Raw genomic sequence first — 6,634 nt, 5'->3', positions numbered from 1 at the left:
GCAGAGTAAGTAATCGAAGTGCTTGGCTGAAATTCTATTAAAGGCGATTTGCCAATGTCTGCGGTTCATGCCTTTTTCTGGAGTGATAACGTCGGCGATGCGCACTTTACCGAGTATTCGGTATTAGTCGCCCACGGCTTGATCTAATATCCCGAGGAAGGAGCGTTCAGCACTGGAAAATAGGGCGTCTTGTTTACGGTAGCGATAGGTATTATCAGAAGATGGGACAAGCAGATTGCTGAAAATGCGTAAGAGTAGCGGTACTAAAATGATAAGTGCAAAACCCAGCCCGATAAGTATTAACTGATTTGAATTCATCATTACATCCTTGTTTGAGTATTGTCATTGTGACTTGCTAAGCATCCAATCCGTGAGTTGCTTACACTGTAATGTCCAAAATAATGAGTCGTTGAGTGTAGTGACCAAATCTTGTTGGCCACTACATCTACAGCAATACCGGTATTATCGGTACGCACACGTCTTAACGATAAAACGCTTCAACTGTGCCTTTTACTGTCAATAAAAGAGGTTGGCCGCGACGGTCTAAGGATTTGCTTGGTACTTTTACCCAACCTTCACTGATGCAATATTCTTCGACATCAAAACGCTCTTTGCCGTTGAGCTTAATACCGATATCGTGCTCGAAAATTTCTGCCACATGGTGTGGGCTGCGTGGGTTAACGGAAAGGCGATCCGGTAAAGCAGGTAATGATGTTGTGTCGGTCATGGTCGTGATCTGTCATTGTCTATAGTGAAAAAGCGTGCGCTATTGTAGGCAATCCCAGCGCAACGCTCAAGACTTTAACTGTGACTGATTGCGCAGCATGGATAAGTATGGCGGTATCTGTTCGTCAACCTTATTAGCCTGCGAGGATACAGTGCTACACTTTCGCGCGTGGTATTTTCTGGCGCTTGAATGTTAAGTCGAGCAGACTTTACCCTATAGCCATGAAAATCTGCGATAAATTAACAGTTCTAAACGATCGGCTATAGATCAACAGCGATTATCCAACAGCTATTAATCAGAGTTATTAATCAAGAGTTATGAACGACGACATTAGTATCTCGCTGCCCTCGCTTATTCATCGAATTGGGCGGGAGGCGGTTAAACAAGCTCAAGCGATTGCAATCCAATATGATTGCGAGCTTAAGCGTGTGCGACGTTCGAGGAATTGGTGCATGGTGGGCGAGGCGATTAAGATCCAATCCTGCAGTGCGCATTTACAAGTCGAGTCGTTGCCAGCGAAGCAGTTAACAGCTAAAGATGACCAGTTTGGTTATCTTATCAAAAAGTTGGAAACGGCCTTGCTGCAACATGCGGACAAGCTAGAGCCCTTAGACGCTAAGTTGATTCGGCTTATCGCAGACAATCCCGCGATCACTTTAGGTGAGTTGATGCAACTGACGCAATGCACTATCACAGAGGCCAGATTGGCACGTTTTCAAGCCGACTCTTGGTAGTTTGCTTGCTTCGCGTTCTCGCTATGCGCCTCTACTGCTTGGCTGCTTTTTCTAACACTTTTATTTGATTTTCAATTTGCTCGGCTTCAGCGGTCAGCATTGAGTAGGATCGAATATCGCCTTTTCTCTGTGCAAGCATAGCTTCTTCAAGCTTTGCATTGTATTGCTGAGTTAACTTTTTTAAGGGATTTTTCTTAAAGATTGAAAACATGGTCACTTCTACTGAGTTGAGTATTTGGGTTGTATACGTAGGTAAGCGGATTTAAGTTTTATTTTTTTAAATTAAAAGTAGCGCCTTCAACTTCTAATCCACAATCCACAATCCACAATCCTTCAATTCCACTGCCATCCGGCCTCAGCAAGGCAGAGACTTTATGTTACATTTGCAGCAAACCAATGGGTTGCTATGTCTTATTTAGCTTGCAACCCATTGAAAATATTTTAAATCTTAAACTGACCGACGAGTTTACCTAAGTTAATGCCTTCTTGTGATACGGTTTGGCTGACTCTGGCAGCATCTTCGCTGGAATGGAGTAACTCATTCACAATCTCTTGGATGGCGAACACGTTGCGGTTAATTTCTTCGGTCACAGAGCTTTGTTCCGTGGCCGCTGTCGCAATTTGGGTGCTCATGTCGTTAATGGCCGTGACCGCCGATGTCACTGAGCCTAGGCTTTCTGAGATTGCGCGAGAAGAGTCTACCGAGCGTACGCAGCTTTGCTGACTTTCTTCCATCGTTTTCACCGCCAGCGCCACAAGCTTGTGCAGTTCTGACAGCATCTCATTGATTTCTAGCGTGCTAGATTGCGTTCGGCTCGCTAAGTTACGCACTTCATCGGCCACCACGGCAAAGCCTCGACCTTGTTCTCCGGCGCGGGCCGCTTCGATGGCGGCATTTAATGCTAATAGGTTAGTTTGCTCAGCAATACCGCCAATCACTGACAGTACATTGTTGATTTTTTTAGATTGTTCGCTCAAGGATTGAATGCTGCCCGCCGCATTATTGATTTGCGCCATGAGTGCCGAAATTTCTTCTAAAGACGCATCGACGCAGCGCTGAGCATTGGCTACATCGCCAGTGGCAGCGTGAGTCGCTTCTGCCACTTGCGTGGTATTTTGCGCTACTTCGCTGGCGGTAGCTGACATTTCAGTAATAGCAGTAACTACTTGATCGGTTTCATTGTTATGGCTGATGAGTTGGCTCGACATCACTTTGGTTTGATCGTGAATCGCGTTGGCAGCGCTTTTAACTTTAGCGGTTGCGTTTGCCACATCGCCTATGATGGTTTGCAGTTTATCGACAAACAGGTTAAAGGATTGGCCTAGTTGTGCAATTTCATCTTCACCTTTCACAATAAGACGTTTGGTTAAATCGCCTTCGCCTTTGGCTATGTCGTTTAAATTGTCTGCCATATTTTTAATTGGCGCGACCATACGTTGGGCGGTGATCAGAATAACAGCGGCAGTCATCGCGGCGAGTAACAGCGCAATTAACAGAATGGCATAGGATTTTTCGATCATCTGCTCAGTGACTGTTGCACGATAATCCTCAACGACAGCGTCGATATCATCGATATAAGCACCCGTGCCTAGCATCCAGTCAGTGCCAGGGATCATCATGGAGTAACCGATTTTCTCAATTTGCTCATTGGTATTCGGTTTTTGGAAATAGAAGGAGAAGTTACCGTCGCCCCTTTTAGCAGCATCGAGTAAACCAACAATGATTTTTGTGCCGCGGGGATCTGTCATATCAATTTTATTTTGCCCTTCGAGGTTGGGCATGACGGCATGGAACAGGTTTTTGCCTTGGGAGTCGTAAATAAAGAAGTAACCAGAACTGCCAAAACGGATATCACGGAGCGCTTGGTTCACATTGCCATTTTCTTTTAAAGACAACTGATATTGCACTATGCCGGCCGCAATTTCGGTGGCTTCTTTTATTTGGGTTTTACGTTCACCGATAAGCTTAGTTCTAAAGGTCGTGACTTCATCTGCAAGGGCGCTTTGTTCGACATAGTAAGAAACTGTCATGAGAATGCACAGGGTCAGGATTAACGGGAATAGCGATAACAGCAGTAATTTATTACGTAAACTGAAATTAGACATGCTTGACGACTCCATGATGAACATCCTTTTATTGCAGGGCAGTATAGCTAATTTCCCATATTCTTAAGTGCTTAAGTTAACAAAAATATAATGTAAATGACAAAAAGCACGCTTTTTTCTTATGCCTCATGGGTTGGGTGCACCTTAAATTGGGCTACTTTCGTTGATCTTAATCAAGGCTCTCTGGGGGAAATGCGTTCACTATATTAGTTAAACTTGATGCAAATGGCGGCTAGAATTTTGCAAACCTTGAGCAGATATCTGATTTGCAGCGGACCAGTAGCAAAGCGACATGGCGGCAAAGGGTAAGGGCGGACAGTGACGAATGAAAAGCTGATTTTAACGCTGAAAATCTGCATTAGTGTGGGTATTTGTCTTATTGCGCTGGGTATTTATCTGCATAATTTTAATGACACTGTTGAAGCGATGGGCGTGCAGGGGATTATTCTCAGTGCCATGTGTGTCGCCTTTGGCATGGCGTTGTCATTACCGACTAAAATGTATTTAACCTTTATGTTGGTTAAGCGAGAGACTGAAAAACATCAATAATTTGTTCTTGCACTTGGTTTTACTCAGCGACTAATTAGCTTACTTTGTTTTCCTGTTATTCAATCTCAGTTCAAACTCAAACCTGCTATTCAACCCACTAAGCTAAGCCGCAAATGCCCCGATTGTGGTTTTTAACATAATTAACCCAAGACTAATGGGCCAAAAACACCGATAATTCACCCTTAATGACTCATTACCAATGATGCGATTTGGTCGATGGGCTGCTACAGACTCGCATATTTAGTGGAAATCATATTCAATGGAAATCAAAGTTAATTTTCTCGACAATCTTAGACTTGAAGCCAAGTTTGATGATTTTACCGTGACCGCCGATCAACCGATCCGCTACAAAGGTGATGGTTCTGCTCCTAGTCCGTTTGATTATTTCTTAGCGTCGTCAGCCCTGTGTGCGGCCTATTTCGTGAAGGTGTATTGCAAAGCACGCGATATTCCAACGGATAACATTAGACTGTCGCAGAACAATATTGTCGATCCTGAAGATCGCTACAACCAGATTTTCCAAATTCAGGTTGAATTGCCAGAAGATATTTCCGATAAAGATCGCGAAGGTATTTTGCGTTCAATTGATCGTTGTACCGTTAAAAAAGTGGTGCAAACGGGTCCAGAATTTAAGATTGAAACCGTTGAAAAACTAGACGCAGACGCCAATGCCATGCTGATGGGCCAGCCTAATGGCGCATCGAGCACCTTTATTCTGGGTAAAGATCTGCCGCTGGAGCAGACCATTGCCAATATGACGGGAATGCTCGCCGATCTTGGAATGAAGATTGAGATCTCATCATGGCGTAACATAGTGCCGAACGTGTGGTCACTGCATATTCGTGACGCCGCTTCGCCAATGTGTTTTACCAATGGTAAAGGCGCGACCAAAGAAAGCGCGCTGTGCTCGGCACTCGGCGAGTTTATTGAGCGTTTAAATAACAACTTTTTCTATAATGATCAATTCTTTGGTACCGAAATCGCTAATAGCGAATTTGTACATTATCCCAATGAAAAGTGGTTTGCGTTAGAGGAAGACGATGCGTTGCCAGCGGGTATTCTCGATGACTATTGTTTAGAGATTTATAACCCAGACGACGAGCTGTGCGGTTCGCACTTGATTGATACCAACTCAGGTAATGTTAAGCGCGGCATTTGTGCGATTCCTTACATCCGTAAATCTGACGGTGAAACGGTTTACTTCCCATCGAACCTGATTGAAAACCTGTTTTTAAGTAACGGTATGAGCGCGGGCAATAACCTGCAAGAAGCGCATGTGCAGTGCCTGTCAGAGATTTTTGAGCGTGCAGTTAAACGCCAAATCATTGAGCAAGAAATTGTTCTGCCAGATGTACCAATGCAGGTACTTGAAAAATATCCCAGTATCCTCGCGGGTATTAACGGCTTAGAAGAGCAAGGTTTCCCAGTTGTGGTCAAAGACGCCTCACTCGGCGGTCAATTCCCAGTGATGTGCGTGACCTTAATGAACCCGAAAACCGGCGGCGTGTTTGCCTCATTTGGCGCGCACCCAAGCTTTGAAGTGGCATTAGAGCGCAGCCTAACTGAATTACTGCAAGGCCGCAGCTTCGAAGGCTTAAACGATGTGCCAAAACCGACCTTTAATAGCATGGCGGTCAGCGAGCCAGAAAACTTTGTTGAGCACTTTATTGATTCAACAGGGGTGATTTCATGGCGCTTCTTTAGCAGTAAATTCGATTATGAATTCTGTGAATGGGATTTCTCTGGCACCAGCGAAGAAGAGGCTAGCGGTTTGTTTGGCATCTTAGAAGCGTTAGGTAAAGAGGTGTATATCGCCGAGTTTACCGATTTAGGCGCATCGGCATGTCGAATTTTAGTACCTGATTACTCTGAGATTTATCCAGTTGATGACTTGATTTGGGATAATACCAACAAGGCGCTGGCATACCGTGAAGATATCCTAAATCTGCATTCGTTAAGCACTAAACAGCTGGTTAATTTGGTTAATCGTTTAGAAGAAAGCCAACTCGATAACTACACGGATATCCGCACCTTAATCGGCATTGTATTCGATGAAAATACCGTTTGGGGTCAGCTCACGATTATCGAGCTTAAGATCCTGATTTATTTGGCGCTCGGTGCGCACGAAGACGCGATTGAGCTAGTTGGTGAGTTCCTACAGTTTAACGACAATACCGTTAAACGCGGCCTGTTCTACCAAGCCATGAATGCTGTATTGGAAGTGACCTTAGATGACGAGTTAGAACTTGATGATTTTATCCACAACTTCAACCGCATGTTCGGTAAAGAAGTGATGGACAATGTCGTTGGCTCAGTCACAGGTAAAGTGCGTTTTTATGGCCTGACTAAGACCAGCATGCAGCTCGAAGGCATTGAGCCACATCTAAGATTGATTGAAAGCTATAAAAAGCTGCATCAAGCCCGTAAAGCTGCAAAAGATCTAAATTAAGTCTGTTGTTTGGCAATAGCTTTACGTATTAAAAAAGCGAACCTTAGGGTTCGCTTTTTGTTGGCTGCC

8 protein-coding genes are annotated in these 6,634 nt (G+C 44.3%); 3 read left to right on the top strand and 5 right to left on the bottom strand.

Translation table 11 applies throughout. The features are described from left to right. From FW758_RS23915 to FW758_RS23905, 3 genes are all read right to left on the bottom strand, one after another. A partial coding sequence (locus tag FW758_RS23915; protein WP_446446748.1) for a DUF2726 domain-containing protein occupies positions 1-69 on the bottom strand: 69 nt, incomplete at its 3' end. Between the two features lie 54 nt (positions 70-123). Continuing rightward, positions 124-321 (bottom strand): hypothetical protein, encoded by a 198-nt coding sequence (locus FW758_RS23910; RefSeq protein WP_347096890.1) that lies wholly within the window; start codon positions 319-321, stop codon positions 124-126. Between the two features lie 160 nt (positions 322-481). After that, positions 482-727 carry a DUF3297 family protein gene (locus FW758_RS23905; protein WP_006080205.1) on the bottom strand — a complete coding sequence of 82 codons (246 nt, stop codon included), beginning with the start codon at positions 725-727 and terminating at the stop codon, positions 482-484. A gap of 317 nt (positions 728-1,044) precedes the next feature. Here FW758_RS23905 and FW758_RS23900 point away from each other — a divergent pair, with 317 nt between their 5' ends. Next, the gene (locus tag FW758_RS23900; protein ID WP_446446747.1) at positions 1,045-1,461 is read left to right on the top strand and encodes a ribosome recycling factor family protein; all 417 of its coding nucleotides are present in this window, start codon (positions 1,045-1,047) and stop codon (positions 1,459-1,461) included. A 31-nt stretch (positions 1,462-1,492) separates the two neighbouring features. Here the strand turns inward: FW758_RS23900 and FW758_RS23895 are convergent, their stop codons facing one another. Both FW758_RS23895 and FW758_RS23890 read right to left on the bottom strand, forming a co-directional pair. Continuing rightward, positions 1,493-1,672: a DUF6435 family protein gene (locus FW758_RS23895; protein ID WP_446446746.1), complete on the bottom strand. Its 180-nt coding sequence runs from the start codon at positions 1,670-1,672 to the stop codon at positions 1,493-1,495. Between the two features lie 230 nt (positions 1,673-1,902). Then, positions 1,903-3,567: a methyl-accepting chemotaxis protein gene (locus FW758_RS23890; protein ID WP_446446745.1), complete on the bottom strand. Its 1,665-nt coding sequence runs from the start codon at positions 3,565-3,567 to the stop codon at positions 1,903-1,905. 318 nt (positions 3,568-3,885) lie between these two features. On the opposite strand from FW758_RS23890, the gene FW758_RS23885 reads away from it, so the two are divergent. Both FW758_RS23885 and FW758_RS23880 read left to right on the top strand, forming a co-directional pair. After that, positions 3,886-4,116 carry a hypothetical protein gene (locus FW758_RS23885; protein WP_006080209.1) on the top strand — a complete coding sequence of 77 codons (231 nt, stop codon included), beginning with the start codon at positions 3,886-3,888 and terminating at the stop codon, positions 4,114-4,116. A 259-nt stretch (positions 4,117-4,375) separates the two neighbouring features. Continuing rightward, positions 4,376-6,565 (top strand): OsmC domain/YcaO domain-containing protein, encoded by a 2,190-nt coding sequence (locus FW758_RS23880; RefSeq protein ID WP_446446744.1) that lies wholly within the window; start codon positions 4,376-4,378, stop codon positions 6,563-6,565. The last annotated feature ends 69 nt before the right edge of the window (positions 6,566-6,634 follow it).

It is taken from the genome of Shewanella sp. 1180_01 (assembly GCF_052850535.1).
The sequence above is the reverse complement of the archived record's forward strand: the minus strand, read 5'-3'. Positions and strand labels throughout refer to the sequence as shown.